At 52.4% G+C, this 23530-nt stretch carries 24 protein-coding genes; 15 read left to right on the forward strand and 9 right to left on the reverse strand.

All coding sequences use genetic code 11. The features are described 5' to 3' along the window. Positions 1 to 67 precede the first annotated feature (67 nt). The gene (gene fhuF / locus OGY04_RS17875; RefSeq protein WP_286585760.1) at positions 68 to 856 is read left to right on the forward strand and encodes a siderophore-iron reductase FhuF; all 789 of its coding nucleotides are present in this window, start codon (positions 68 to 70) and stop codon (positions 854 to 856) included. A 29-nt stretch (positions 857 to 885) separates the two neighbouring features. Here fhuF and OGY04_RS17880 read toward each other — a convergent pair whose 3' ends face one another. Further along, complete coding sequence (locus OGY04_RS17880) at positions 886 to 2229, reverse strand: PTS cellobiose transporter subunit IIC (RefSeq protein WP_003829998.1); 1344 nt, start codon at positions 2227 to 2229, stop codon at positions 886 to 888. Continuing rightward, positions 2219 to 2362, reverse strand: coding sequence for a hypothetical protein (locus OGY04_RS17885; RefSeq protein ID WP_020996240.1), 144 nt, complete (start codon positions 2360 to 2362; stop codon positions 2219 to 2221). Before OGY04_RS17885 ends, OGY04_RS17880 begins: the two co-directional genes overlap by 11 nt. 235 nt (positions 2363 to 2597) lie before the next feature. Here OGY04_RS17885 and OGY04_RS17890 point away from each other — a divergent pair, with 235 nt between their 5' ends. Beyond that, a complete protein-coding gene (locus OGY04_RS17890; RefSeq protein ID WP_003830001.1) occupies positions 2598 to 3056 on the forward strand; it encodes a YbaK/EbsC family protein in 459 nt (152 codons plus the stop codon). A gap of 57 nt (positions 3057 to 3113) precedes the next feature. On the opposite strand, the gene bglJ is transcribed toward OGY04_RS17890, so the two are convergent. After that, positions 3114 to 3791, reverse strand: coding sequence for a DNA-binding transcriptional activator BglJ (bglJ, locus tag OGY04_RS17895; RefSeq protein WP_008786120.1), 678 nt, complete (start codon positions 3789 to 3791; stop codon positions 3114 to 3116). Continuing rightward, a complete protein-coding gene (locus OGY04_RS17900) occupies positions 3752 to 4477 on the reverse strand; it encodes a helix-turn-helix transcriptional regulator (protein WP_008786119.1) in 726 nt (241 codons plus the stop codon). Before OGY04_RS17900 ends, bglJ begins: the two co-directional genes overlap by 40 nt. Positions 4478 to 4936: 459 nt before the next feature. Here OGY04_RS17900 and OGY04_RS17905 point away from each other — a divergent pair, with 459 nt between their 5' ends. The 6 genes from OGY04_RS17905 (at position 4937) to opgB (ending at position 10665) form a co-directional block, all read left to right on the forward strand. After that, on the forward strand, positions 4937 to 5713 hold the full coding sequence (locus OGY04_RS17905; RefSeq protein WP_032942309.1) for a threonine/serine exporter family protein: 777 nt from the start codon (positions 4937 to 4939) through the stop codon (positions 5711 to 5713). After that, entirely contained in the window at positions 5704 to 6177 is a 474-nt protein-coding gene (locus tag OGY04_RS17910; protein WP_057067025.1) for a threonine/serine exporter, read from the forward strand. The genes OGY04_RS17905 and OGY04_RS17910 overlap by 10 nt, the downstream gene beginning before the upstream one ends. Positions 6178 to 6301: 124 nt before the next feature. Beyond that, the gene (gene dnaT, locus OGY04_RS17915) at positions 6302 to 6841 is read left to right on the forward strand and encodes a primosomal protein DnaT (RefSeq protein WP_286585761.1); all 540 of its coding nucleotides are present in this window, start codon (positions 6302 to 6304) and stop codon (positions 6839 to 6841) included. A 2-nt stretch (positions 6842 to 6843) separates the two neighbouring features. Beyond that, the gene (gene dnaC, locus OGY04_RS17920) at positions 6844 to 7581 is read left to right on the forward strand and encodes a replicative helicase loader DnaC (protein WP_003019133.1); all 738 of its coding nucleotides are present in this window, start codon (positions 6844 to 6846) and stop codon (positions 7579 to 7581) included. A 70-nt stretch (positions 7582 to 7651) separates the two neighbouring features. Beyond that, on the forward strand, positions 7652 to 8143 hold the full coding sequence (locus OGY04_RS17925; RefSeq protein ID WP_100271548.1) for a YjjA family protein: 492 nt from the start codon (positions 7652 to 7654) through the stop codon (positions 8141 to 8143). A gap of 230 nt (positions 8144 to 8373) precedes the next feature. Next, positions 8374 to 10665 carry a phosphatidylglycerol--membrane-oligosaccharide glycerophosphotransferase gene (opgB, locus tag OGY04_RS17930; protein ID WP_008786114.1) on the forward strand — a complete coding sequence of 764 codons (2292 nt, stop codon included), beginning with the start codon at positions 8374 to 8376 and terminating at the stop codon, positions 10663 to 10665. A 105-nt stretch (positions 10666 to 10770) separates the two neighbouring features. On the opposite strand, the gene OGY04_RS17935 is transcribed toward opgB, so the two are convergent. Then, positions 10771 to 12216: a tagaturonate reductase gene (locus tag OGY04_RS17935; RefSeq protein WP_286585763.1), complete on the reverse strand. Its 1446-nt coding sequence runs from the start codon at positions 12214 to 12216 to the stop codon at positions 10771 to 10773. A gap of 13 nt (positions 12217 to 12229) precedes the next feature. Then, complete coding sequence (locus OGY04_RS17940; RefSeq protein WP_032942306.1) at positions 12230 to 13252, reverse strand: zinc-binding alcohol dehydrogenase family protein; 1023 nt, start codon at positions 13250 to 13252, stop codon at positions 12230 to 12232. A gap of 137 nt (positions 13253 to 13389) precedes the next feature. On the opposite strand from OGY04_RS17940, the gene OGY04_RS17945 reads away from it, so the two are divergent. From OGY04_RS17945 to OGY04_RS17955, 3 genes are all read left to right on the forward strand, one after another. Further along, the gene (locus OGY04_RS17945) at positions 13390 to 14304 is read left to right on the forward strand and encodes a GntR family transcriptional regulator (protein WP_003830023.1); all 915 of its coding nucleotides are present in this window, start codon (positions 13390 to 13392) and stop codon (positions 14302 to 14304) included. 213 nt (positions 14305 to 14517) lie between these two features. After that, entirely contained in the window at positions 14518 to 15879 is a 1362-nt protein-coding gene (locus OGY04_RS17950) for an MFS transporter (RefSeq protein WP_003845612.1), read from the forward strand. A 52-nt stretch (positions 15880 to 15931) separates the two neighbouring features. Next, positions 15932 to 16447: a GNAT family N-acetyltransferase gene (locus OGY04_RS17955; RefSeq protein WP_213752486.1), complete on the forward strand. Its 516-nt coding sequence runs from the start codon at positions 15932 to 15934 to the stop codon at positions 16445 to 16447. Positions 16448 to 16582: 135 nt separating this feature from the next. Here the strand turns inward: OGY04_RS17955 and tsr are convergent, their stop codons facing one another. Further along, positions 16583 to 18244 (reverse strand): methyl-accepting chemotaxis protein, encoded by a 1662-nt coding sequence (gene tsr / locus OGY04_RS17960; protein ID WP_008786110.1) that lies wholly within the window; start codon positions 18242 to 18244, stop codon positions 16583 to 16585. Between the two features lie 191 nt (positions 18245 to 18435). Between tsr and OGY04_RS17965 the strand changes: the two genes are divergently transcribed. The 4 genes from OGY04_RS17965 (at position 18436) to yjiA (ending at position 22756) form a co-directional block, all read left to right on the forward strand. Beyond that, positions 18436 to 18978 (forward strand): hypothetical protein, encoded by a 543-nt coding sequence (locus OGY04_RS17965; RefSeq protein WP_003830032.1) that lies wholly within the window; start codon positions 18436 to 18438, stop codon positions 18976 to 18978. Positions 18979 to 19391: 413 nt separating this feature from the next. Next, positions 19392 to 21542, forward strand: coding sequence for a pyruvate/proton symporter BtsT (btsT, locus tag OGY04_RS17970; protein ID WP_032942303.1), 2151 nt, complete (start codon positions 19392 to 19394; stop codon positions 21540 to 21542). A 50-nt stretch (positions 21543 to 21592) separates the two neighbouring features. Further along, positions 21593 to 21787: a YbdD/YjiX family protein gene (locus OGY04_RS17975; RefSeq protein ID WP_003830038.1), complete on the forward strand. Its 195-nt coding sequence runs from the start codon at positions 21593 to 21595 to the stop codon at positions 21785 to 21787. 12 nt (positions 21788 to 21799) lie between these two features. Further along, positions 21800 to 22756: a GTPase gene (yjiA, locus tag OGY04_RS17980; protein ID WP_286585765.1), complete on the forward strand. Its 957-nt coding sequence runs from the start codon at positions 21800 to 21802 to the stop codon at positions 22754 to 22756. Positions 22757 to 22868: 112 nt separating this feature from the next. Here the strand turns inward: yjiA and OGY04_RS17985 are convergent, their stop codons facing one another. Both OGY04_RS17985 and OGY04_RS17990 read right to left on the reverse strand, forming a co-directional pair. After that, positions 22869 to 23171: a BrnA antitoxin family protein gene (locus tag OGY04_RS17985; protein ID WP_128612219.1), complete on the reverse strand. Its 303-nt coding sequence runs from the start codon at positions 23169 to 23171 to the stop codon at positions 22869 to 22871. Then, on the reverse strand, positions 23158 to 23445 hold the full coding sequence (locus OGY04_RS17990; protein WP_128612218.1) for a BrnT family toxin: 288 nt from the start codon (positions 23443 to 23445) through the stop codon (positions 23158 to 23160). The genes OGY04_RS17985 and OGY04_RS17990 overlap by 14 nt, the downstream gene beginning before the upstream one ends. Positions 23446 to 23530: the final 85 nt, after the last annotated feature.

A 23530-nucleotide genomic window follows, 5' to 3' on the forward strand; every position in this document is an offset into this window, starting at 1 on the left:
GCCATCGCTCAATGTCAATTATAGGATTAGCAATCATTATCATTAAGATTAACATCCTTATATCGACATGGCTTATCGTTCCGCACCGATCGTTGAAGATGTCATCTGGCGTAGCCATCTCCCCTCAGAGATGCCCTCGCTGGCTGCTGCCGTACGCGCAACGATAGCCAAAACTCGCGAGCACCTGCTGGACTTCATTCGTCTTGACGAAACGCCTGTGCCAGGTGCAATGACGCTGCATGAATGGACGCAACCGGCGACGCTTAGCTCGCTGCTGGCCGTTTATTCAGACCATATCTATCGCAACCAGCCCACGCTACCCCGCGAAAATAAGCCCCTGATTTCTCTTTGGGCGCAATGGTATATCGGCCTGATGATGCCTCCGTTAATGCTGGCCCTACTGACGCAAAAAGAGGCTATCGACGTCTCTCCTGAACATATGCGCGTAGAGTTTCACGAAACGGGCCGTGCGGCCTGCTTCTGGATCGACGTCCATCAGGATCACCAGGCAACAGCTCTGTCCCCTCAACAACGCATGGAAACGCTGATTCTCTCAGCGCTGACGCCGGTTGTGCAGGCGCTGGAAGCGACAGGCGAGATCAACGCGAAGCTTATCTGGAGCAACACCGGATATTTAATTCACTGGTATTTAACGGAAATGAAGCCGTTGCTAGGTGAGGAACTGCTGACCACGCTGCGCCAGACCTGCTTTTTTGAGAAACAACTCTCCTGCGGTCAGGATAACCCTCTGTGGCGAACCGTTGTTCCGCGCGAGGGGCTGTTAGTACGCAGAACCTGCTGCCAACGCTATCGCCTGCCTGACGTTCAGCAATGCGGAGACTGCACGCTGAAGTAAGCGAGGAGCCGTAGCCCCTCGCCAGATATTTATGCAACCTGCTGGTTTTCCTCTTCCATACGCTGCGCTTCTTCTTTTTCCTGCGCCAATAGCTGCTTTTCGTAGACCTTAAAGAATGGGAAGTAGATAACGGCCGACACCAGCGCCAACAGCACCACCAGAATAGCCGCACGATAATCCCAGCCTAATGCCCATGCCGCGCCAACCGGTGCCGGTGCTGTCCAGGGAACCACTGAAATGACCCGCCCAATTAAATCCAGTTTCATCGCCGCCCAGGCCAGTACCGCATTCACCATTGGGGCCAGCAGGAAGGGGATAAAAAACACCGGGTTCATGACAATCGGCGTACCAAAAATCACCGGTTCGTTAATATTAAAAATGCTGGGGACTACGCTCAGACGCCCAATCGAGCGTAGATGAGCCGAACGACTACGCAGATAGCAAATCACCAACCCCATCGTTGCACCTGACCCTCCGACCACAATAAAGAACGTCCAGAACGCTTCCATAAAGATATGCGGTAACGGCGCGCCCTGCGCCAGCGCCGACTGGTTCATCCCAAGATTAGTTAGCCAGAACATTTGCAGCATTCCAGACACAATTGCCGCACCGTGAATACCCGCAAACCACAATAGGTGTCCAATCAATACCGCCAGAAGTATCGCCGGGAGAGAATCTGCAGCCGACACCAGTGGTTTAAAGATGGCCATAATGGCCTGCGGGATCAGCATGTCAAACTGCGACTGTATCACCAGACTCAGCGGGTACAGCGTCAGTACTACCACCAGCACCGGGATCAGCAGATCGAAAGAGTTTTTGATCATCGGCGGCACCTGATCGGGTAAACGGATGCCGATGTTGTGCGCCTTCAGGAAGCGCATCATTTCAACACAGTAAATGGCCACCAGGATGGCGGTGAAAATCCCCGTTCCTCCCAGACTATCAACCGGCATTGTGCCTTTGGTTTTTGGCGCGGCAATCAGCAAAAAAGCCATGATTGATAGCATCGCACACATAAACGGATCTAACTGATGCGACTTCACATAGTGCTTACCCAGGTTATAAGCAATAGCCGCACATATGTAGACCGACATAATCCCCATCGTCATATCAAACGGTGTGAGGATTTGGCCTTCAAACTGTTTTGCCAGATCCAGCCACGCGCGGGCGAATCCCCAGGTGGTATCCGGAGAAAACGGCGGATAGGCAAAAACCAGCAGAAAAGAGCCTACAATCATAAAAGGCATCGCCGAAATAAAACCGTCGCGAATGGCCATTACATGTCGTTGTGAAGAGATGCGCCCGGCAACAGGGCTGACGTAATTTTCAACAAAGCGGAAAATCACGTTAAACACAGCATGGTTAGTAGACATAGCCGTTCTCCCGTTGTGCAAAACCCTGCAACCGCGCTGGCATCAACACCGCCACCACGTAAAGCCCATTACCACTTTTCGCAACCGTGCCGGGAGGAACACCAGCGCTACCGCTTTTCGAGTTAAGTTTCATAGATGGCTCTTATTATGTGATACAGAGGAAGTGACAACTTCAGTATTAATCGTCATTTCAGCATTCTGCAACCGGTTACTGTAACCGGTTTCTTTGATTGTGAAGACGATCGAAAAACTGTTAATGTTGCTATGTTGTTACAATAAAATATTTACAGTGTGGTTGCCCCTATGACAAATTACATCCTGCAGTTTTCTGCTGTGCAGGGCTATCTGTAAGCGATAGGGAGAGAAGAATGAGTTTGCAATCAGTACGCCAATTCCTGGCGCAACATGCACCAGATATCGAGATCATCGAATTAAACCAGAGCACAGCAACCGTTGATCTGGCAGCAAAAGCCCATAACGTTGAACCTGGCCAAATAGCTAAAACACTTTCACTAAAGGTGAAGAACGATATCATCCTGGTCGTGGCAAAAGGCGATGCCCGACTGGATAATAAAAAGCTAAAGAGTACGTTCGGCGCCAAAGCCCGAATGTTAAGTAGTGATGAGGTCGTGAACGCGACGGGGCACCCCGTTGGCGGCGTTTGCCCCTTCGGATTAGAAACACCGATATCAGTGTACTGTGATGTTTCTCTGAAACACTACGCTGAAGTGCTGCCTGCCGCTGGTGCCATCCACAGCGCGGTTCGCATCACGCCTGAAAGGATGGCTGAACTGACTTCTGCCACCTGGGTTGACGTGTGTCAGTAATGTTCCACGCGCTAAACCGGCTGCCAAGCCCGGCAAGAAACACGTCAACGTTGCCCGTCACGAAACCGCCTGCATAAAAGGCGCTGGCTCGCCGGCACGCAGATACAACAGGATGTCGGCGGCATCCAATAACCCGGCATCCGAGCTGACCCCCAGTTTGGACATCACATTAAATTTGTGTGCCCGAATGGTTTTGATGTTCCGTTCAAGCTGAACAGCAATCTGTGGCATCGAATAACCATTCGACATAAAGCGCAGTATTTCTCGTTCTGTCGGGCTGAGCATACGGCTTTGATTAATATACCAATGGTTTTTCGTACCTTCGGTTCCCCGGCCAGGGCTGCTTAACGCCGTAAATAACGCGTCCTGCAACACCGTTAACGAAGAAGCTTTACTCACAACGCCATCTAACGGCAAGGGGGATAGGGAACCAATTAAACGCGCTTCAGCGTCATCATCGGCAATCACCACACGGCGAATCCGCGGATAATTTATCGCCAGCTCCGTTAAATAGGTCAACCCTGCTCTTCGATCGGTTCTGATTGCAGAGAGGGAAAAAATAACTGCCGAAAACGACATCTTTAACATTGCCTGGCTAAAAGCGGGCTGGTTTGAAAAGAGATGAAGTTTATATTGGTCATCCGGCATGGTATTAAATAAACTCTTAATACCCACGCTGCTCATCGTGCACTTTTCTACCAGTGCAACGTTTCTTTTGATGATTCTGCTTTCCATTCCGTGGTTTCTCCATAAACTGAAGGTAAATTAAGTTCTCGCGATCCTTGAGAACTATTTATCCAGGCATACATTTCTGCATTGCTATTTATCGACAAGCGACGCATAGCGCTATTCTTTTGGGCACTGATTGTTTTATTGCTTTTTTTCAGCAACGCCGCAATCTGGTTAATCCCCCATCCTTTCCCAAGGAGGCGCAATACTTTTCTTTCAGAGAGAGTGAGAACGATAGATCGTGCGCTATGGTCTAACAATTGCGGCATAGCAGGCGGAGAGAGCAGCGCCTTGCTTATTCTCTCTGCTCGTGTATTTCCCGCGTGAATGACATTCACTAAACTTTCAATCGGCTCGGCGTCAGAGAGCAGCGAGCTGACAGGACACATCAGTAGTTCAACCGCCAGAGGATAAAAGATACGAGATACGAGAAATACCCAGTGAATATCACGGTATTGAGATAATAAAGAATAATATTGTTCGCAAACTGCACGTGGATGATTGCAGTCTCCGGTTAAGTCAGCAATTACCAAATCAGCACACCGTAGCTGTAATAACGTCAGCTCTTCAACAGAACGACAGTAGGTAAGTTCGTAATCGGAGAACTTTCCCTGCATTATACCTTTAAGCCCAGTTTGTATAATCGGTGATTTACTAATAATAATTGCGTTTTTGCAGCGTCCTGGCAACATATCCCCTCCACACTCACCAGTCCGCAATCGTACTTAATTAAATTCTCCCGGGAGGATTAATAATCTTAACTCACAGGAAAATACTCCGAACAATAAGCGGGGTGAATTGTTATCCTTGGTGTTTATTTCAAATAAGTATTGACGGCACCATCCAAATAGCGCCAAATTCTAAGCTATTATTGCACAATTACGTATAAATACATTATCTGTACAATTATAATAACTACAATAGATCGTTAGCATGGCTTACGTATTTGCCATCCGGGAAAATAACGCTACATTTCAATCATGTCTCCCCCTCGTAACTTAGCGAACGGGAGCGTTAAGATGCCACAACCGTATCACCTGTGTCTTTTTTCGACACAAAGATTGATCTTAGCCAGAGCCAGCGGGCTCACGCTTCATGATAAAAAGAAGACATTCGTCACTCAAAGAGATCCTTTTCAGTCAGAGCGAGCCATGCAAACAGAGCAGTCGTCACAGCGAACGGTTACACGGTTATGTATTCAATGCGGACTTTTTTTACTTCAGCATGGGGCAGAAAGCGCTCTGGTTGACGAGTTATCCACCCGCCTCGGGCTGGCACTTGGCATGGATAGCGTAGAAAGCGCCATCTCCTCTAACGCTATCGTCCTGACCACCATTAAAGACGGGCAATGCCTGACATCAACGCGAAAAAATCAGGATCGCGGCATTAATATGCACGTCGTGACGGAAGTGCAGCACATTGTCATTTTGGCGGAACATAAACTGCTGGATATTAAAGGGGTAGAGAAACGCTTTAGCCAGATTAAGCCGCTACGCTATCCAAGATGGCTGGTCGCCTTCATGGTCGGTTTGTCCTGCGCCTGCTTTTGTAAACTCAATAACGGCGGATGGGATGGTGCGGTGATCACCTTTTTCGCCAGCATGGTGGCAATGTATATCCGTCAGATTCTGGCATCCCGGCATTTGCACCCACAAATTAACTTTTGCATCACCGCGTTTGTGGCGACAACGATTTCTGGTCTGCTGCTGACGCTACCGACGTTTAGCCACACCCCGACCATCGCCATGGCCGCCAGCGTGCTGCTACTGGTTCCGGGCTTTCCGCTGATCAACTCCGTCGCGGATATGTTTAAGGGACACATTAATACCGGGCTCGCCCGCTGGGCAATTGCCAGTTTGCTTACACTGGCGACCTGCATTGGCGTAGTCATGTCGATGACCTTATGGGGGCTACGCGGATGGGCGTGATCGATTTCATGTTGGCGTTAATGCAGGACATGATCCTGTCGGCGATCCCGGCGGTAGGCTTTGCCATGGTATTTAATGTCCCTCATCGGGCGCTCCCCTGGTGTGCGTTACTCGGCGCGCTCGGCCACGGTTCGCGAATGGTAATGATGAGCGCAGGGTTTAATATCGAATGGTCGACCTTTATGGCATCGTTGCTGGTCGGCTGCATTGGGATCCAGTGGTCGCGTTGGTATCTGGCACATCCGAAAGTCTTTACCGTTGCGGCAGTGATCCCGATGTTCCCTGGGATCTCCGCCTACACCGCCATGATCTCGGCGGTAAAAATCGGTCATTTTGGCTACAGCGAAGCGCTGATGATCACCCTGCTGACCAATTTCCTGAAAGCCTCATCGATCGTCGGCGCGCTCTCCATCGGACTATCCGTGCCAGGATTATGGCTGTATCGCAAACGCCCACGCGTTTGACGGTGCACTTTCTTTAATACCCTGCAGAGAGGGGAATCTCCCCCTCATCTGCTGCTCTCCTTCTTCTCTGTGTTACTATAAAAGCAGTCCCCTTCTCGGTTGTTGTTCAGTATTGAGAAACATTATGCCCTGCAAAATTTTGACGCCAGACGTCACTAGCATTGACGCCTTACTACACGATCACCACGCCGTGCTGGCCAAGTCTACGGGTGGCGCCGTAGCCGTATTCGCTAACAATGCGCCAGCGTTTTACGCGGTGACGCCTGCGAGACTGGCTGAGCTGTTGGCGCTTGAGGAGAAACTGTCACGCCCGGGAAGCGATGTGACATTGGATGATCAATTTTATGAAGAGCCGCAAGCCGCTCCCGTTGCCGTACCAATGGGGAAATTTGCGATGTACGCTGCCTGGCAGCCTGATGCCGACTTTCAGCGTCAGGCTGCTTTATGGGGCGTAGCGTTGAAAGAGCCGGTTACTGCTGAAGAGCTGGCCTCATTTGTTGCCTACTGGCAGGCTGAAGGAAAAGTCTTTCACCATATTCAGTGGCAGCAAAAACTGGCGCGCAGCATTCAGATTGGACGGGCCAGCAATGGCGGAATGCCAAAGCGTGATGTGAACAGCGTCAGTGAACCTGACAGCCACATTCCACCGGGTTTTAGAGGATAACGATGAAAAACGTTGGCGACCTGATGAAACGTCTGCAAAAAATGATGCCACCTAATGTCGAGCCCGCCTTTAAAACGGGCGAAGAGCTGCTGGCATGGCAAAAAGAGCAAGGTGAAATTCGTGCCGCAGCGCTGGCCCGCGAAAACCGGGCTATGAAAATGCAGCGCACATTCAACCGCTCCGGTATCCGTCCGCTGCATCAGAACTGTTCGTTCGAAAACTATCGGGTAGAGTGCGAAGGTCAGATGAACGCCCTGAGCAAAGCCCGCCAGTATGTTGAAGAGTTTGACGGCAACATCGCCAGCTTTATCTTCTCCGGTAAACCCGGCACCGGCAAAAACCATTTAGCCGCCGCCATCTGCAACGAACTGCTGCTGCGCGGCAAGTCGGTATTGATCATTACCGTGGCCGATATCATGTCGGCGATGAAAGAAACGTTCAGTAATCGTGAAACCAGCGAAGAACAGCTGCTCAACGATCTGAGCAATGTGGATCTGCTGGTGATCGACGAGATCGGCATGCAGACCGAATCCCGCTATGAAAAAGTGATCATTAATCAGATTGTCGATCGCCGTTCGTCCTCAAAACGTCCGACCGGTATGTTAACTAACAGCAATATGGATGAAATGAACAAGCTACTGGGCGAGCGTGTGATGGATCGTATGCGCCTTGGCAACAGCCTGTGGGTCATTTTTAACTGGGAAAGCTACCGTAGTCGGGTAACCGGGAAAGAGTACTAAGGTATTAGGAACACTCCTAAGACAGGCAGCGCTATACTGCGCTGAAAAGGTATAACACGAGTTGCATATAATGATGAAAACTACCAAACGTCTGCTGTGCTGTGCGCTTGCCGCCAGCACGCTCATCTCCACCAGCGTTTTCGCCGCCTCATGGCAGGATTCGCTCTCCAGCGCGGCCAGTGAGCTGAGCAAACAAAGCTCCGGCTCGCAAAGCAGCTCGTCACTCTCTTCCCTGACCAGCCTGCTGAACGGCAGCAATCAGTCTTTGACCTCCAGCAGCATGAATAACGCCGCCGGGATCCTTGAATACTGCGCTAAACAGAAACTGGCCTCGGTCACCGACGCGCAAAACGTCAAAAACCAGGTGCTGGATAAACTGGGACTCAGCGCGCCAGAGCAGAAGCAAGACACCAACTATATGGACGGGATTCAGGGGCTGCTCAACGCCAAAGATGGTCAACAGCTGAACCTGAGCACGATCGGTAACAGCTCACTGGCACAGCAGGTAAAAACCAAGGCCTGCGATCTGGTGTTAAAACAGGGCATGAACTTCATTTCCTGACGCACGACATGCCGCGTATAACCTGCGCGGCATCTATTTATTTTCGACAATACATTCACATTCCAAATAAACAGTATTTCTCCACAAAAACGCGCATATCTAAACCAATTCTGAATAACAACGTAATTTAATGTCACTACAATTGCAGCAATGTAACAACGCTATTACATTGTTCTCTCACCAAATGATTAGCCTGCCAGGCAATTGCCCGGTTTACTGAGGATCGACCGTTGTCAGAATTAATCTCCATCACTCTGTTTCTCGCTTCAGTGCTGATTTATGCCTGGAAAGCGGGTCGCAACACCTGGTGGTTTGCCGCCACGTTAACGGTGCTGGGGATTTTTATTGTCTTGAATATCACGCTTTATGCCAGTGACTATTTCACCGGCGACGGGATCAATGACGCGGTTCTCTATACGCTGACCAACAGCCTGACCGGCGCAGGCATCGGCAAATATATCCTGCCGGGCGTTGGGATCGCGCTGGCGCTGACTACCGTTTTTGTCGCTCTCGGCTGGATCCTACGCCGCCGTCGCCATCATCCACATCATGTGGGTTACAGTCTGCTGGCCCTGCTGCTGGCGCTGGCCTCCGTTGACGCCAGCCCGGCGTTTCACCAGATAACCGAACTGGTGAAGTCGCAATCACGCGATGGCGATCCGGATTTCCCGACGTATTATAAAGAGCCATCGAAAACCATTCCCAACCCGAAGCTGAACCTGGTGTATATCTACGGTGAGAGCCTCGAACGCACCTATTTTAATAACGACGCGTTCCCGGATCTGACCCCGGAACTCGGCGCGTTGAAAAACGAAGGTCTGGATTTCAGCAACACCATGCAACTGCCGGGTACGGATTACACCATCGCGGGCATGGTCGCCTCCCAGTGCGGAATTCCGCTGTTTGCGCCGTTTGAAGGCAACGCCTCTGCGTCGGTTTCAAGTTTCTTCCCTAACAATATCTGTCTGGGCGATATCCTGAAAAACTCCGGCTATCAGAACTACTTTGTGCAGGGTGCCAACCTGCGCTTTGCTGGCAAAGACGTGTTCCTGAAATCTCACGGCTTTGACCATCTGTATGGTGCGGAAGAGTTAAAAAGCGTGGTGGCGGACCCGACCTATCGTAACGACTGGGGCTTCTACGACGATACCGTGCTGGACGAAGCGTGGAAAAAATTCGAAGAGCTTTCGCGCTCGGGCCAGCGTTTTTCACTGTTTACCCTGACCGTGGATACCCATCATCCGGATGGATTTATCTCCCGTAGCTGCAACCGTAAACGTTATGACATCGACGGGAAGGCCAACCAATCGTTCAGCGCGGTCAGCTGCAGCCAAGAAAACATTGCCGAATTTATCAATAAAATCAAAGCATCGCCGTGGTTTAAAGATACCGTTATCGTGGTGTCTTCCGATCATCTGGCGATGAACAACACCGCATGGAAGTATCTGAACAAGCAGGACCGCAACAACCTGTTCTTCGTGCTGCGCGGCGATCAACCGCAACAGGACACGCTGGCGGTAAAGCGTAACACGATGGATAACGGCGCAACGGTACTGGATATTCTCGGCGGCGATAACTTTATCGGCCTTGGCCGCAGCAGCTTGTCGAGCGAATCCGTGTCGGAAGTATTCCTGAACATCAAAGAAAAAATGCTGGCGTGGAAGCCCGATATCATTCGCCTGTGGAATTTCCCGAAAGAGATGAAAGAGTTCACCGTCGACCAGGACAAAAATATGATCTCTTTCTCCGGCAGTCATTTCCGCCTGCCGCTGCTGCTGCGCGTATCGGACAAACGCGTCGAGCCGCTGCCGGAAAGCGAATACTCGGCCCCGCTGCGCTTCCAGCTGGCAGATTTCGCCCCACGCGATAACTTCGTCTGGGTCGATCGCTGCTACAAAATGGCGCAACTGTGGGCACCGGAGCTGGCACTCTCTACCGATTGGTGCGTATCACAGGGGCAGCTGGGCGGACAGCAAATCGTACAGCACGTCGATAAAGCCAAGTGGAAAAGTAAAACCGTATTTAAAGACACGGTGATCGACATGGAGCGCTATAAAGGTAACGTCGATACGCTGAAAATTGTCGATAACGACATTCGCTACAAAGCAGATAGCTTCGTTTTCAACGTGGCAGGCGCGCCGGAAGAGGTCAAACAGTTTAGCGGCATTTCACGCCCCGAATCCTGGGGACGCTGGTCCAATGCGCAGCTCAGCGAAGAAGTAACGATTGAGTACAAAGCCCCGCTACCGAAGAAATTCGATCTGGTCATTACCGCGAAAGCCTTCGGTGACAATGCCAATCGTCCGATCCCCGTGCGCGTTGGCAACGAGGAGCAGACGCTGGTGTTAGGCCATGACGTCAGCACCACCACCTTACATTTTGATAACCCGGCGGATGCCGATACGCTGGTAATTGTTCCACCCGATCCGGTCGCCACCAACGAAGGCAATATTCTCGGTCACTCACCGCGTAAGCTGGGGATCGGGATGGTTGAAATCAAAGTAGTGGCTCAGGGTTCGTAACATGAAAGGCCTGATAGCGCTTTGCTTATCAGGCCTATCGTGAACCGAATGTATTGTCTGAAAAAAAACAGCGCCCAACACCACACCGGGCGCTGCATGGCAACCTTATTCCAGACCGTTCACCGCCTGGCGCATACCCTGCACCAGAATCATCTCCAGATTGGCCGTCACCTGCCCGGCGAGCCCAGGTAACAACGTCAAATCCTCTCCCCAGTGCGCCGCATCGCCGAGCACGGCATCCACCAGTTCACGCAGCGTTAAATCATTGCCAACTCGCGGCCACAGGCTGGCATACAGGCTTACCCACTGCTCATCATCCTGTATCGGATAGCGTTCCCCATCGCGCTCTGCACGATAAAACGCCAGCAGCGCAGCGAGGGCAAACGTTAACCGCACGGGCCAGCGCCCATTGTGCTGACCCGCCAGCAGCTGCGGCAAAATTCGGGTGCGGAATTTGGTCATCCCGTTAAGCGCAATGGAAAGCAACTGGTGGCGAATGTAGGGGTTCTGAAAACGCCCGCTCACCGCATCGGCAAATTCACGCAATTCGTCCGCTGGGAGATCCAACACCGGAATAATCTCCTCACTAATCGCCCGCTCGACAAAGCGGCGGACATCAGCATCCTGCATCGCCTCGCCAACGGTCTCCAGCCCGCACAGCCACGCGACCGGCACCAGAGCCGTATGCGCACCATTGAGGATAGCGACCTTGCGCTCTTTGTACGGTTTGATATCGCTCACCACACGGATATTCAGCGGACACTGCGCCAGCTTCAGCTCCTCTGCCAGCCACTGCGGCCCCTGGATCACAAACAGGTAAAAATGCTCCGCGGTATCGAGAAACGCATCGTGATAGCCAAGCGTAGCCTCCAGCGTAGCGGCTTCTTCGCGCGGGTAGCCGGTGACAATACGGTCGACCAGCGTGGAACAGAACGTGTTTGCCGTCTCCACCCAGTCGGCAAATGCCGGAGGAAGCTGCCACTCCTGCGCATACCGCAACACCAGCGTTTTGAGCGCCTCACCGTTATAGTCGATAAGCTCGCACGGGATAATTACCCAGCCCTTATCCACCGCGCCCGCAAAGTGGTTAAAACGCTCCAGCAGCAGGCGTGTCAGCTTGGCCGGAAAACTCACCGGCGGCTCATCATCCACACGGTCAGCTGCGTGATAGCTAATTCCGGCTTCGGTGGTATTCGAAAACACAAAACGGATGTCCGCATTGTGCGCCAGCGCCAGATACGCCGCGAAATCCTGATACGGGTTGATTTCGTTATTCACCGAACGGATAAGCCGTGCCTCACTCACTGCCTCACCCTGCTCGTTTAGCCCGCGAATAAGCGTGGTATACAGCCCGTCCTGGGTATTCAGCGACGGCGGAAAATCGGTATTGATCGGGCGAACGATGGTCACACCAGCGTTCAGATCGGTTTGCTCGTTGAGGATATCCAGTTGCCAGTCAACAAACGCCCGCAGGAAGTTACCTTCACCAAACTGGATCACGCGCGTTGGGTAGCAGGCCCCCGGAAAATCACATCGATTCAATGTCTTCATCACATTTCCCCTCTCAGAACGTGATCACGCCTTTAATCAGTTCACGGTTGTTAATCACATCCCGTTCGTAGATTTCTGCCAGTGTGGCAAACGCGTAACGGTGCGTGAGCATCATGTCGGCGGTAAGTTTGCCTTCCGACATCAGACGGCCCACTTTGGCGAAATCTTCCGGCGTGGCGTTGCGACTGCCCATCATGGTGGTCTCTTTCTTGTGGAACTCAGGGTCAGAGAACTGCAAATCGCCTTTGAACAGCCCAACGAAAACGATGCTGCCGCCATGACGAATCAAATTCACCGTGTTGTTCATCGCATGCTGATTCCCCGTGGCATCAATAACCTTTTGCGCCAACGAACCGCCAAACTGAGCGCGCAGCTGCGCATCAAAATCTTCAGCGGATGGGTCGATAACCGGGAGTCCCAACCGGGAAGACACGTGCTCCCGGCGTGCTGGACTGGTATCGGCGACCACCACCTGTGCGCCATCGGCTTTGGCAATCGCTGCCGCCCCCAGACCAATCGGACCCGCGCCGACCACCAGCACCTGCTCACCTGGCGCCACCGCCGCCCGGCGTACCGCATGCGCGCTGATGGCGTAAGGCTCAATCAGCGCCGCCGCCTGCGGGTCAATCCCCTGCGCGTCCAACAGGTTGGTCACCGGAACGGACAGATATTCACTGAAACCGCCATCCTGGTGCACGCCAATCACTGAAATCTTCTCGCAGCAGTTGGTGCGCCCGCTCAGGCATGCCGGACACTGCTGGCAGGCCACGTAAGGAATAACCGCCACCTGCTGACCATTTTTCAGATTCTGTATATTCTTACCCAGACCGACAATTTCCCCACATATTTCATGCCCTAATACACGCGGGTAGCTAAAAAAAGGTTGATTGCCACCCCAGGCATGAATATCGGTACCACAAATTCCTACCGACTTAATTTTAATTAATGCTTCACCCTCACCCGGAATAGGTATTTCACGCTCTTTCCAGACTAATTTTTTAGGTTCCTGGCAAATCAACGTATTCATCGTAGACATGATTCTGCTCTCCTGTTTTTTTGTTGCCTCAGATATCAACGAAAATAAAAATGACGGAGAAAGCAGAAACACAATCTGTGAATTCCAGCGCATAAAAATGTTTTAAATCGGGTTTTAATAGATAAAAAGGAGAAGCCATGAGCCGTTCGCAGAACTTACGCCACAATGTGATTAACCAGATAATCGATGATATGGCGCGTGGTCATATCCCTTCCCCACTCCCCTCACAAAGCGCACTGGCGGAGATGTACAACATCAGCCGCACCACCGTGCGCCATATGCTGAGCCACTTAGGCGAGTGCGGCGTGCTGACCCAGGTCGGCAGCCACTATGTCATCGTGCGAAAACCCGACCATGACGACGGTTTTGCCTGCACCACCGCCTCCATGACCGAGCAAAACCGGATTTTTGAGCAGGCGTTTTTCACCATGATCAACCAGCGACAGCTGCGCGCAGGCGAGAGCTTCTCCGAACTACAGCTTGCCAGAGCCGCAGGCGTCAGCCCGGTGGTAGTGCGGGAATATCTTTTAAAATTCGAACGTTACAACCTGATTAAAAACGAAAAACGTGGTCAGTGGAGCATGAAGCAGTTCGATCAGGCCTATGCGGAACAGCTGTTTGAACTCAGAGAGATGCTGGAAACGCATTCTCTGCAGCATTTCCTCAATCTGCCGGACGATGACCCGCGTTGGTTGCAGGCTAAAACGCTGCTGGAGCGCCATCGGATCCTGCGCGACAGCATTGGCAGCAGCTTTCGCATGTTCTCGCAGTTAGATCGTGAGTTCCATGCTTTGCTACTCTCTGCTGCCGATAATGTATTTTTTAATCAATCACTTGAAATCATCTCCGTGATTTTCCACTTCCACTATCAGTGGGATGAGAGCGATCTCAAGCAGCGTAATATCATTGCCATTGATGAGCATATGACCATCCTCAGCGCGCTGATATGCCGCAGCGACCTGGATGCCACCCTCGCGCTCTGTAACCATTTGAATTCAGCCAAACAATCGATGATTCGCTCCATCAACCAGGGTTGTAATGTCGCTCATTAAGTACCGATAAAAAACAGCAAATCATTACCGGGAGCACGATTTTATAAAAATAAAAACGCCTGAAAAATACCTCTTGCCTATGCTCACGCTAAGTCGACTGCATTAAAAACTTTTGTGAGCGGTGATGAGCAAATTGATTCATCACTGGTATTTTTTCAATACTGCACAGTCCAGCTGTGTGAAAAATAAATTATTGAGGTTCAGGAGTCCGGCGTGGAAAAAAATAATATTACCCTCGACCCAAGTTCTTCGTTTGGCACGTCGTCATCTGCGGATATTAATGTTCCGCCTGAGGGCATGGTGCAACGCAGTAGCCGAATTAAACGTATCCAGACCACAGCAATGATTTTATTATTTTTTGCTGCGGTGATTAATTACCTCGACCGCAGTTCACTGTCTGTCGCCAACTTAACGATTCGTGAAGAACTGGGGCTGAGCGCCACGCAAATCGGCGTGCTGCTGTCGGTATTCTCTCTCGCTTACGGTATTGCGCAACTGCCCTGCGGTCCGCTGCTGGACCGCAAAGGTCCGCGCATTATGCTGGGACTGGGGATGTTCTTCTGGTCGCTGTTTCAGGCGATGTCCGGCATGGTGCACAGCTTCACCCAGTTTGTGTTGGTGCGTATCGGGATGGGGATCGGCGAAGCGCCAATGAACCCGTGCGGCGTAAAGGTCATCAACGACTGGTTTAACATCAAAGAGCGCGGCCGCCCGATGGGATTATTCAACGCCGCCTCCACCATCGGGGTTGCCATTAGCCCGCCGATTCTGGCTGCCATGATGCTGGTAATGGGCTGGCGCTGGATGTTCATCACCATTGGCGTGCTGGGTATTTTCCTCGCCATCGGCTGGTACATGCTGTATCGCAACCGCGAGCAAATTGAGCTGAGCGCCACGGAACAAGCGTACCTGAACGCCGGTAGCGTCAATGCCCGCCGCGATCCGCTGAGCTTTGCCGAATGGCGCAGCCTGTTCCGCAACCGTACCATGTGGGGCATGATGCTGGGCTTTAGCGGCATCAACTACACCGCATGGTTATACCTGGCCTGGCTGCCGGGCTACCTGCAAACCTCCTACAACCTGGATTTAAAAAGCACCGGATTAATGGCGGCGATCCCATTCCTGTTTGGCGCAGCCGGCATGCTGATTAACGGTTTTGTCACCGACTGGCTGGTGAAAGGTGGTATGGCGCCGATTAAGAGCCGTAAGATTTGTATTATCGCCGGGATGTTCTGCTCCGCGGCCTTCACCTTCGTCGTGCCACAGGCCACAACGTCAATGGCCGCCGTGTTACTGATCGGTATGGCGCTGTTCTGTATCCACTTCGCAGGTACCTCGTGCTGGGGTCTGATCCACGTCGCCGTCGCCTCACGTATGACAGCTTCCGTGGGCAGTATCCAGAACTTTGCCAGCTTTATCTGCGCGTCGTTCGCACCGATCGTCACCGGTTTTATTGTTGATACCACCAACTCTTTCCGCCTGGCGTTGATCATCTGCGGCTGCGTCACCATGGTGGGTGCCCTCGCCTACATCTTCCTGGTTCGCCAACCCATCAGCGATCCGCGTAAAGATTAATCCTCCAGATGCCCGATAACACCGCGTTTATCGGGCATGTTATGCTCCTCGTATGAACATCACCTTGCGCGCTACTACTCTGGCAGACACTGCCGCTCTTCCCGCCATCGAACGATCTGCGGGGCAACGTTTTTTACGCATCCCCGAACTGGCGTGGATTGCTGAAGACCAGATGTTATCCGCTGCTCAGCATCAGGCTTTTGCCGCCGCAGGCATGAGCTGGCTGGCGCAGGTCGATGCGCTTCCGGTCGGTTTTTTGGTTGCCGAAACGCTGGGGTCATCGCTGTTTATTGCTGAACTGTCGCTGCATCTGGAGTGGCAGGGAAAAGGAATTGGCCGCAGATTGATTGAGTATGTTGCCGAACAGGCGCACGCGAAAGGTTATACGTCGCTCACGCTGACCACCTTCCGCGATGTGCCGTGGAATGCGCCATGGTACGCACGACTGGGATTTGAAATGCTGGCTGACGAGACGCTGCCTGCAAAGTTGCGCCAGAAAAGAGAAGAGGAAGCGGCGCATGGACTGGCATTTGAATCGCGCTGCGCCATGCACCTGATGTTGCGCTAATTGCCCGATGGCGGCTACGCCTTATCGGGCCTACGTAACATTTCCGGTAAGCCTGATAAGCGGCAGCGCCATCCGGCAACCACGTATCTTTCCCCGTAGGCCGGATAAGCGACAGCGCCATCCGGCATCACAGGCTTAGAACGTTTCCCAGTTGTCCCCGGCATCCGTTACCGCGGCTTTGCGCGGCTGGACCGTTGAAACCGGTTTAGCGGCCGCAACGTCACGCGCGCGCTGTTGGTCATGCTGGATACGGAACACGGCAACGGCCTGAGTCAGGCGGCTGGCCTGCTCTTCCAGCGCCGCGGCGGCGGCGGCGGATTCTTCCACCAGCGATGCGTTCTGCTGCGTCACGCGATCCATCTCGGCAACGGCCAGACCCACCTGGTCAATACCGCGGCTCTGTTCATCAGAAGCAGAGGCGATTTCACCCATGATATCGGTCACGCGGGTTACCGCATTGACGATCTCATCCATGGTTTCACCGGCACTTTCTACCAGCGTTGAACCAACATCCACGCGGCTGACCGAGTCTTCAATCAGGCTCTTAATCTCGCGCGCGGCCTGCGCACTACGCTGGGCCAGGTTACGCACTTCACCCGCAACCACCGCAAATCCACGGCCCTGCTCACCCGCACGTGCTGCTTCTACCGCGGCGTTGAGCGCCAGAATGTTAGTCTGGAAGGCAATGCCGTCGATGACGCTGATAATGTCGGCGATTTTCTGCGAACTGGACGCGATGTCACGCATGGTTTGCACCACGTTATCCACCACTTTGCCGCCTTTCTGCGCGGTTTCAGAAGCACTCAGCGCCAGATGGCTGGCCTGACGCGCGTTTTCGGCGTTCTGCTTCACGGTCGCCGTCAGCTGTTCCATGCTGGCTGCGGTTTCTTCCAGAGATGCAGCCTGCTGCTCGGTACGGGAGGAGAGATCGTTATTGCCCATCGCAATCTCGCTGGCCCCACTGTAAATCGCGTTGGCACCGTTACGCACGTCACCCACGGTATTCATCAGCTCACCCTGCATGTGACGCAGGCTTTCCGCCAGTTGCCCAATCTCGTTGGACCCTTCCACTTCAATACGTTTCACCAGGTCACCGCTGGCGATATGACGAATGCTGTCGATCAGACGGTTCATAGGAGAGATAAGGGTCAGCTTGATACCAAACCACACCGCAATAATCGCCGCCAGTACGGTAATCAGCACACAAACCAACACCCACATCGCCTGGCTGTAAGAGCTGTTGTTATCTGCCACCGCGATGTCATACAGGCGATCGTTCTGCTGCATGTAGTTGATATATTGCTTCTCAAAACCATCCTGATAGCTCTGTGTCGGTTGATCAAAGAATGCGTTGATCTTCCCGTCACCCAGTAACTGGATCAGCTCCGCCAGCGCACCATGATAGATGTCATAGGTGCGGTTAATCTCCTGGAAAGCGGCTTCGCTTTGGCGCGGATCGCGCGGGAGCGACTCGTAAATCGCCCAGTTTTTTTCCGTCAGTTTCAGCGCCGTACTCGCCACCTGCATCAGCTCGGCAACGGTCGCGCCGCTGCCGATATTGCTCTGATCCATCATGTAGCGAATGCCTGCCCGGTTCAGGGTGTTACGCGTTTGCAGCAGCTCAACCCAAGTGGCGTTCAGTGCAGACTGTTGCTGGCGAATGGTTTGCAGAACGGTAAAGTTCTCTTTGTCATTCTTAAGTGAGTTAAAAAACAAGCCGCCCGAGGCGAGCTGTAAAAGGCCAAATAACGCCAATACCAGCAGTAAGCTGGTAACAATCTTCATTCGTTTTAACATGTTTTCTCTTTCCGCTAGACAGATACTCTGGTTTTCGGCCTGGAAAGAGAAAACTTTATGGTGCCAGCAATTGCCACAGAATTATCGTTTTCACATTAAATACCGTTCCCTATGACAAATTACGCAAAAAATTAATCGTTCCATTACGTCTTAGGTGTAGGATTCCGTTTTTTGAAGGAAAGGATGCTTCTATGTTAAATCGCGATTTTGATCACCTATCCACCCTCGCACACCACTTTTTTGAACGTGAAGATATTCGCCAAAAGCTCAATATCATCGATCAGTACAACATTTCCGGTTGGGAAGTCTGGATGCAGATAGAATTTGCCAATCTGCTAGCTTCGACGGGTCATGAATGGTGGCGTGAGCAAACTCTTGCTTGCGATCTCCGGAAAAATCCACAGCGCTTGTCTGTACGTGCAGATTTCTTGTTGCGGAAAAAAGGCTGGACGCAGGATAGCTACATTGCGCTTGAACTCAAACAGAACCAGGATCCGACAAGCTGCGTCAGAAATATGATTGCTGATTTGGTTAAAAGCGCAAAAATCAAACGTTCGGAATTAGAGCTGCGTAGCTTCTGGACGCTGGGGGTAACGCCCCGCATAGATAAAGAGCGCCTCGATGAACTCATTGACTACTATCTGGATGAAAAATATTACCTGACTAAATCACGTAAGAAACATGTGTTGCTCAGAGACATCGAACATACGCCTTACTGTTATATCGTAATCTGAGTCTCTCAGTGAGGTGCTTTGTCAGTGGGAAAACACGGCATGTAGACAGGCAAACGCTATAATGCCGTGATCTCAATCACATAAATTTCCCCGTTCCCCCCGCAGTTTACCGCTCACTGACACTTGAGACCGCTTAAGCTGACATACAACCGCTCACTTATTTACCTTACTTTACGCGCGTAATTCTCTGGCAAGATCCCCCCAACATAGCAGTCAATTTACCTCCTCAAACACAAGATCAAACCCACGCGGCTTCGGCCAATTATTAATAGGTACCCTAGATAATTCGAGTTGTAAGAAGGCGGCAAATGAGGGAATCGTCAGGAGCTTACAAAAGTAAGTGACTGAGGTGAGCGAATGAAGCCAACGCACATACAACTTGAAGTATGACGGGTAAAAAACCAGGTTTTACTATGGATACGAAAAAGTTATTCAAGCACATACCCTGGGTGATTCTCGGAATCATCGGTGCATTCTGCCTCTCGGTAGTGGCATTACGTCGGGGTGAGCACATTAGTGCCCTGTGGATCGTTGTCGCCTCAGTTTCTGTTTATCTGGTGGCCTATCGTTACTACAGCCTGTACATCGCCCAAAAGGTGATGAAACTTGACCCAACGCGTGCCACGCCGGCGGTCATCAACAATGACGGTCTGAACTACGTTCCAACCAACCGTAACGTCTTGTTTGGTCACCACTTTGCCGCTATCGCAGGTGCTGGTCCGCTGGTTGGGCCGGTACTGGCTGCGCAGATGGGCTACCTGCCTGGTACGCTGTGGCTGCTGGCAGGCGTCGTGCTGGCCGGTGCGGTGCAGGACTTCATGGTACTGTTTATCTCTTCCCGCCGTAACGGCGCATCTCTGGGTGAGATGATCAAAGAAGAGATGGGCCCGATCCCGGGAACCATTGCACTGTTCGGCTGCTTCTTAATCATGATCATCATCCTCGCAGTACTGGCGTTGATCGTGGTAAAAGCGCTGGCAGAAAGCCCGTGGGGTGTGTTCACCGTCTGCTCAACCGTACCTATCGCGTTGTTCATGGGGATCTACATGCGATTCCTGCGACCGGGACGCGTGGGCGAAGTGTCGGTGATTGGTATTGTGCTGCTGGTTGCTTCTATCTACTTCGGCGGCGTGATTGCGCACGATCCATACTGGGGCCCGGCGCTGACCTTTAAAGACACCACCATTACCTTTACCCTGATCGGCTACGCATTTATCTCTGCGCTGCTGCCGGTATGGCTGATCCTCGCCCCGCGCGACTATCTGGCTACCTTCCTGAAAATCGGCGTTATCGTCGGTCTGGCGGTGGGGATTGTTATCCTCAACCCGGAACTGAAAATGCCGGCAATGACGCAGTACGTTGATGGTACTGGCCCGCTGTGGAAAGGCGCTCTGTTCCCGTTCCTGTTCATCACCATCGCGTGTGGTGCGGTATCTGGCTTCCATGCGCTGATTGCTTCCGGTACCACACCGAAGCTGCTGGCCTGTGAAACCGATGCACGCTTTATCGGTTACGGCGCGATGCTGATGGAATCCTTCGTCGCAATTATGGCGCTGGTTGCCGCGTCTATCATCGAACCAGGTCTGTACTTCGCGATGAACACCCCGCCTGCGGGCCTTGGCATCACTATGCCGAACCTGCATGAAATGAGCGGCGAAAACGCACCGCTGATTATGGCGCAGTTGAAAGACGTCACCGCACATGCGGCAGCGACCGTCAGCTCCTGGGGCTTCGTCATTTCGCCTGAGCAGATCCTGCAAACCGCGAAAGACATCGGTGAACCGTCCGTTCTGAACCGCGCAGGTGGCGCACCGACGCTGGCTGTTGGTATCGCTCACGTGTTCCACAAAGTGCTGCCGATGGCTGATATGGGCTTCTGGTACCACTTCGGTATTCTGTTCGAAGCGCTGTTCATCCTGACCGCACTGGATGCCGGTACCCGTTCTGGCCGCTTTATGCTGCAGGATTTACTGGGTAACTTCGTGCCGTTCCTGAAGAAAACCGACTCCCTGGTTGCGGGTATCATCGGTACTGCGGGCTGCGTAGGCCTGTGGGGTTACCTGCTGTATCAAGGCGTTGTTGACCCGCTGGGCGGCGTTAAGAGCCTGTGGCCGCTGTTCGGTATCTCTAACCAGATGCTGGCTGCCGTGGCACTGGTTCTCGGCACCGTGGTACTGGTTAAAATGCAGCGCACCAAATACATCTGGGTTACCGTTGTTCCGGCAGTATGGCTGCTTATCTGCACCACCTGGGCGCTGGGTCTGAAACTGTTCAGCACCAACCCGCAGATGGAAGGCTTCTTCTTCATGGCGAATCAGTACAAAGAGAAGATTGCTAACGGCGGCGAACTGACCGCTCAGCAGATTGCCAACATGAACCACATCGTCGTCAATAACTACACCAACGCAGGTCTGAGTATTCTGTTCCTGGTGGTGGTGTACAGCATCATTTTCTACGGGTTCCGTACCTGGCAGAAAGCCCGCGCCATCAACGGTCGCTCTGATAAAGAGACACCGTATGTGCCGGTGCCGGAAGGCGGCGTGAAGACCTCTTCACATCACTAAGATGTATTCAGCCCCGCTCCGGCGGGGCTTTTCGCTTATCAGGATTGTTTATGTTTGGTACTTTAGGGCAAGCTAAAAAATATCTCGGTCAGGCGGCGAAGATGCTGATTGGCATTCCGGACTACGACAACTATGTCGAGCACATGAAGACCAACCATCCCGATAAGCCGTACATGACCTACGAAGAATTCTTCCGCGAGCGCCAGGAAGCCCGCTACGGTAGCGGCGGAAGCAGTTGCTGTTAGAAGGAGAAGTGAATGACCCCGATTGCAGTTACCCTACTCACCGGTTTTCTTGGCGCGGGTAAAACCACCCTGCTGCGCCATATTCTCAACGAGCAGCACGGTTACAAGATTGCCGTTATCGAAAACGAATTCGGTGAAGTCTCGGTGGACGATCAGCTGATTGGCGATCGCGCCACGCAGATCAAAACCCTGACCAACGGCTGTATTTGCTGTACCCGCTCCAGTGAACTGGAAGACGCATTGTTAGACCTGCTCGACAACCTCGACAAAGGCGCCATCAATTTCGACCGTCTGGTGATCGAGTGCACCGGCATGGCCGACCCCGGCCCGATTATTCAGACCTTTTTCTCCCATGAAGTGATTTGCGAACGCTACCTGCTGGACGGCGTAATTGCGCTGGTTGACGCGGTACATGCCGACGATCAGATGAATCAGTTCACCATCGCCCAGTCGCAGGTAGGCTATGCCGACCGCATCCTGCTGACCAAAACCGACGTCGCAGGTGAAAGCGAAAAGCTTCGTGAACGCCTGGCGCGCATCAACGCCCGCGCCCCGGTGTATACCGTCACGCATGGCGACATCGACCTCTCCCTGCTGTTCGACACCAACGGTTTTATGCTGGAAGAGAACGTGGTCAGCGCCAAACCGCGCTTCCACTTTATTGCCGACAAACAAAACGATATCTCCTCGATCGTCGTCGAGCTGGATTACCCGGTCAACATCAGCGACGTGTCGCGAGTGATGGAAAACCTGCTGCTGGAATCCGCCGAGAAGCTACTGCGCTACAAAGGCATGCTGTGGATTGAAGGCGAGCCGAACCGACTGCTGTTCCAGGGCGTCCAGCGCCTGTACAGCGCCGACTGGGACCGCCCGTGGGGCGACGAAACACCGCACAGCCTGCTGGTGTTTATCGGCATTAACCTGCCGGAAGACGAGATCAGAGCCGCATTTGCGGGATTGAAGAAGTAATCCCCTGCTGAATTGCCCGGTGGCGCTACGCTTACCGGGCCTGGAAATGGCACTTTCCCGTAGGCCGGATAAGGCGCAGCCGCCATCCGGCACTCACTGCCCCAGTATAAGGCTATTTCTTGTTTTGCTCTCTCAGCATAGCCTCGCGCAAAATAGCATTCAGCCGCGTCTGGTAACCCTTCCCGGGGCGCTTTAGCCACTCCATCACATCGGCATCAATGCGCACCGATGCCTGCGTTTTCAACGGACGGAAAAACTTACCGCGATTAGCCTCTGACCACTGCTCATCTTCGGTCACGGGAATGTCACTGTAATCAATATCATCATCCGGTTTATTCGCCAGCGCCTTCAGTTCAGCCTCATGCTGAGCACTCAGCGCGGATACGCTGCCGCGTTTATGTTTAACCATGCTCATAACGATTCCTCTCTTTACTGTCTGCCTTTCTGGCACTGATGATACGAATGACTTCAACGCCACTTTCAAACCTAACGCTATGGGCAACCAAAATAACCACAATGCCATGAACAATACCGATGGTCTGCCACCGATACTCACCGTTCTCATAACGATCCTGTCTGGACATATGCCGTGGATCGTCGAAAACCAATACTGCGTCCTCAAAGCGAACACCATGTTTACGGTGGTTACTTTGTGCCTTGTTTGCATCCCATTCAAACTCCATTGGCATGTATTTCATCCCTAATTGTATATACAAAAACGTATATACAATTATCTTACGATTATACCTCGGTTGTTGGAAATAGCTTCACAAT

Origin of the sequence: Citrobacter sp. Cpo091 (assembly GCF_030332645.1) — a bacterium.
Lineage (GTDB): Bacteria > Pseudomonadota > Gammaproteobacteria > Enterobacterales > Enterobacteriaceae > Citrobacter > Citrobacter portucalensis.

Coding starts and splice junctions, on each gene's coding strand:
- tsr (WP_008786110.1), bottom strand. CDS start 18,244: ATGTTAAAACGAATGAAGATTGTTACCAGCTTACTGCTGGTATTGGCG.
- OGY04_RS17885 (WP_020996240.1), bottom strand. CDS start 2,362: ATGAAACTTAACTCGAAAAGCGGTAGCGCTGGTGTTCCTCCCGGCACG.
- OGY04_RS17965 (WP_003830032.1), top strand. CDS start 18,436: ATGTTAAATCGCGATTTTGATCACCTATCCACCCTCGCACACCACTTT.
- OGY04_RS17925 (WP_100271548.1), top strand. CDS start 7,652: ATGATGAAAACTACCAAACGTCTGCTGTGCTGTGCGCTTGCCGCCAGC.
- btsT (WP_032942303.1), top strand. CDS start 19,392: ATGGATACGAAAAAGTTATTCAAGCACATACCCTGGGTGATTCTCGGA.
- fhuF (WP_286585760.1), top strand. CDS start 68: ATGGCTTATCGTTCCGCACCGATCGTTGAAGATGTCATCTGGCGTAGC.
- yjiA (WP_286585765.1), top strand. CDS start 21,800: ATGACCCCGATTGCAGTTACCCTACTCACCGGTTTTCTTGGCGCGGGT.
- OGY04_RS17985 (WP_128612219.1), bottom strand. CDS start 23,171: ATGAGCATGGTTAAACATAAACGCGGCAGCGTATCCGCGCTGAGTGCT.
- OGY04_RS17955 (WP_213752486.1), top strand. CDS start 15,932: ATGAACATCACCTTGCGCGCTACTACTCTGGCAGACACTGCCGCTCTT.
- OGY04_RS17975 (WP_003830038.1), top strand. CDS start 21,593: ATGTTTGGTACTTTAGGGCAAGCTAAAAAATATCTCGGTCAGGCGGCG.
- dnaC (WP_003019133.1), top strand. CDS start 6,844: ATGAAAAACGTTGGCGACCTGATGAAACGTCTGCAAAAAATGATGCCA.
- OGY04_RS17890 (WP_003830001.1), top strand. CDS start 2,598: ATGAGTTTGCAATCAGTACGCCAATTCCTGGCGCAACATGCACCAGAT.
- OGY04_RS17935 (WP_286585763.1), bottom strand. CDS start 12,216: ATGAAGACATTGAATCGATGTGATTTTCCGGGGGCCTGCTACCCAACG.
- OGY04_RS17910 (WP_057067025.1), top strand. CDS start 5,704: ATGGGCGTGATCGATTTCATGTTGGCGTTAATGCAGGACATGATCCTG.
- OGY04_RS17940 (WP_032942306.1), bottom strand. CDS start 13,252: ATGTCTACGATGAATACGTTGATTTGCCAGGAACCTAAAAAATTAGTC.
- OGY04_RS17880 (WP_003829998.1), bottom strand. CDS start 2,229: ATGTCTACTAACCATGCTGTGTTTAACGTGATTTTCCGCTTTGTTGAA.
- OGY04_RS17905 (WP_032942309.1), top strand. CDS start 4,937: ATGCAAACAGAGCAGTCGTCACAGCGAACGGTTACACGGTTATGTATT.
- bglJ (WP_008786120.1), bottom strand. CDS start 3,791: ATGGAAAGCAGAATCATCAAAAGAAACGTTGCACTGGTAGAAAAGTGC.
- OGY04_RS17990 (WP_128612218.1), bottom strand. CDS start 23,445: ATGCCAATGGAGTTTGAATGGGATGCAAACAAGGCACAAAGTAACCAC.
- OGY04_RS17945 (WP_003830023.1), top strand. CDS start 13,390: ATGAGCCGTTCGCAGAACTTACGCCACAATGTGATTAACCAGATAATC.
- OGY04_RS17900 (WP_008786119.1), bottom strand. CDS start 4,477: ATGTTGCCAGGACGCTGCAAAAACGCAATTATTATTAGTAAATCACCG.
- dnaT (WP_286585761.1), top strand. CDS start 6,302: ATGCCCTGCAAAATTTTGACGCCAGACGTCACTAGCATTGACGCCTTA.